The organism is Mesorhizobium sp. M8A.F.Ca.ET.021.01.1.1 (genome assembly GCF_003998025.1).
Lineage (GTDB): Bacteria > Pseudomonadota > Alphaproteobacteria > Rhizobiales > Rhizobiaceae > Mesorhizobium.
Genome location: NZ_RZSJ01000754.1, coordinates 1 through 2439 on the forward strand (window position 1 = coordinate 1; position 2439 = coordinate 2439).

Genomic DNA, 2439 nt, shown 5'->3' on the forward strand with positions numbered 1-2439 from the left:
GGTACGGGCGACTTCGCCAAGCCAAGGTCCGGGCGGCCGCCCGGACCTTGGCTCAATCGCTTCAATCCCACGAAATCTCTCTCGTGTAGATACAAGGTGGCTCGGCGAAGCCGAGACGGAGTGGGGGAACCACCTGGCAACCGCCGCAAACGGACATAGGAAAGGGCACCGGGCGCAAGCATCGCATCGCCTTGCGCCCAAAGGTCGACCCCCACTCCGTCGAGCTTCGCTCGACACCTTGCCGGGGCGAGCCGCGGGTCTCGCCCGTCCTTCGGACCCCCCGATCGACGGGGGAGAGGAAGGGCGCCCTTCGGCAACGGCTGCGGAGGACAGGCAAGGGACGGCGCAAGCTTTCGCGGTTGGCTCGTATCAGGTATCGGTCGGACGCTTGCCTCGCCCGACCGCAACCGGCATAGATCGGGCATGGAAACCTACCGTCCGCGCCGCTCCGTGCTCTATGTCCCGGCCTCCAACGACAAGGCGCTGGCCAAGATCGCGCAGCTTGCCTGCGACGCCGTCATCATCGATCTGGAGGACGCCGTCGCTCCCGCCGACAAGATCGCCGCGCGCGAGAAACTGGCCGGCATTTTCGCCAATCGCCCTGGTGCCGACCGCAATGGCCGGCGCTGCGAGATGGTGGTGCGCGTCAATGCGCTGTCCAGCGAATGGGGCACTGAGGATCTTGCCGCCGTGGCCAAGGCGGAACCGGACGGCATCCTGCTGCCCAAGGTCGACACACCGCGCGACGTGCTCGAGGTCGGCGATGTGCTGGACGACAATTTTGCCCCCGACAGCGTGAAACTATGGGCGATGATCGAGACGCCCAAGGCCATGCTCAACATCGGCGCCATCGCCGAACTCGGCCGCGACCCCGCCTCGCGGCTGGATTGTTTCATTGCCGGAACGAATGATCTGATCAAGGATACCGGTGTCCTGGCGACGCCCGACCGCGCCTATCTCCTGCCATGGCTGATGCAGATGCTGCTGGCGGCGCGCGCCGGCGGCCTCGACATGCTCGATGGGGTGTTCAACGATTTTCGCGACCCGGACGCGTTTGCCCGCGAATGCACGCAGGCCGCCGCCATGGGCTTTGACGGCAAGACGCTGATCCATCCATCGCAGATCGAGACCGCCAACCGCGCCTTTGCCCCGTCGGCGCAGGCACTGGCCGAGGCGCGCGCGGTGAAGGATGCCTTCGCGCTGGCGCAAAACAGCGGCAAGGGCGTCATCGCGCTGAACGGCAGGATGGTCGAGCGGCTGCACCTGGCTCAGGCCGAAAAACTGCTGGCGAAGGCGGCCGCCATCGGGGCATGATATTCGCCGACTTGGGATACACGACAGGAATTGGACGATGAAACTCTACCGCTTTCTCACCGCCCCGGACGACGCCAGCTTCTGCCACAAGGTGACGGCGGCGCTGAACAAGGGCTGGCACCTGTTCGGCTCGCCGACCTATGCCTATGACAAGAAAGCCAAGACCATGCGCTGCGGCCAGGCCGTGGTGAAGGATGTCGACGGCCAGGAATACGGGCCGGATACCAAGCTCAGCGACTGGTAGGGGGAAAGCGCCGCGGCCCTCTCTCTTCGTCATCCTAGGGCGAAGCAAGGAGCGAAGCGACGCGGCGCAGACCCTAGGATGACGAAGGCACAGCCTATTCAGCAGCCTCTTCGATCTTTTCCATATCATCGTCCGACAGGCCGAAATGGTGGCCGATCTCGTGGATCAGCACGTGGGTGACGATGTCGCCCAGCGATTCCTCGTTCTCGGCCCAGTAGTCGAGCATGGCGCGACGATAGAGCGTGATGCGGTTGGGGCCTTCCCCGGTTTGCGGGTTCCAGCGTTCGGCGATGCCGCGCCCCTCGAACAGGCCGAGCAGGTCGAACGGCGTCTCCAACGACAAATCGTCCATGATCTCGTCGGTCGGGAATTCGGCGATCTGGATGACGATCTCGCCGGTCAGCTTGCGAAAATCCTCCGGCAGATGGGCGTAGGCCTCCAGGGCCAGGAACTCCAATTCTTCCATCGAGGGCGCAAGTTCGCCATGCCAGGTGCGGGTCTTGTAGATGCGGGCCATGCTTTGTCCTTTAATCCCGGCATATAGGTGTTCGCACCGGTCGAGGCAAATGACGCCTATACGCCGGCGTCGCGCCGGGAGAGGAATAAATTCCTTATGACTCTGCTTGACTCTTCCAGCGCCCTCTGGAATCAATAGGAACATAACAGGAACAATTGTGAGTGGAAGCTGACCGTCATGGCGATGACCGCCGTGGCGCGGGAGACTGTTTTTGCCCTGCGCCGCCAGATCGCGAAAATCGAGGGAACGCTGCCCGAGCGCCTGCAGGCGCCGGCGGCGGCGCTGACCCCACGCCAGGCAGCGATCTGACGATCATCCGGCGCGGCCTTGCCGCGGCCTTGCCGGATGATCGTCAGATCGCTGC

Annotated in this window: 3 protein-coding genes and 1 pseudogene; 3 read left to right on the forward strand and 1 reads right to left on the reverse strand. The window is 64.0% G+C overall.

Translation table 11 applies throughout. The features are described from left to right. Positions 1-423: 423 nt before the first annotated feature. Together EOA36_RS33320 and EOA36_RS33325 are read left to right on the forward strand one after the other, a co-directional pair. Positions 424-1314, forward strand: coding sequence for a CoA ester lyase (locus EOA36_RS33320; protein ID WP_127280998.1), 891 nt, complete (start codon positions 424-426; stop codon positions 1312-1314). Between the two features lie 37 nt (positions 1315-1351). Beyond that, positions 1352-1558 carry a DUF1737 domain-containing protein gene (locus EOA36_RS33325; protein ID WP_027145959.1) on the forward strand — a complete coding sequence of 69 codons (207 nt, stop codon included), beginning with the start codon at positions 1352-1354 and terminating at the stop codon, positions 1556-1558. Positions 1559-1652: 94 nt separating this feature from the next. Here the strand turns inward: EOA36_RS33325 and EOA36_RS33330 are convergent, their stop codons facing one another. Next, positions 1653-2075 (reverse strand): metallopeptidase family protein, encoded by a 423-nt coding sequence (locus tag EOA36_RS33330; RefSeq protein ID WP_127280999.1) that lies wholly within the window; start codon positions 2073-2075, stop codon positions 1653-1655. 177 nt (positions 2076-2252) lie between these two features. Here EOA36_RS33330 and EOA36_RS38630 point away from each other — a divergent pair. Further along, a pseudogene (locus tag EOA36_RS38630) lies at positions 2253-2439 on the forward strand (hypothetical protein); the annotation flags it as partial.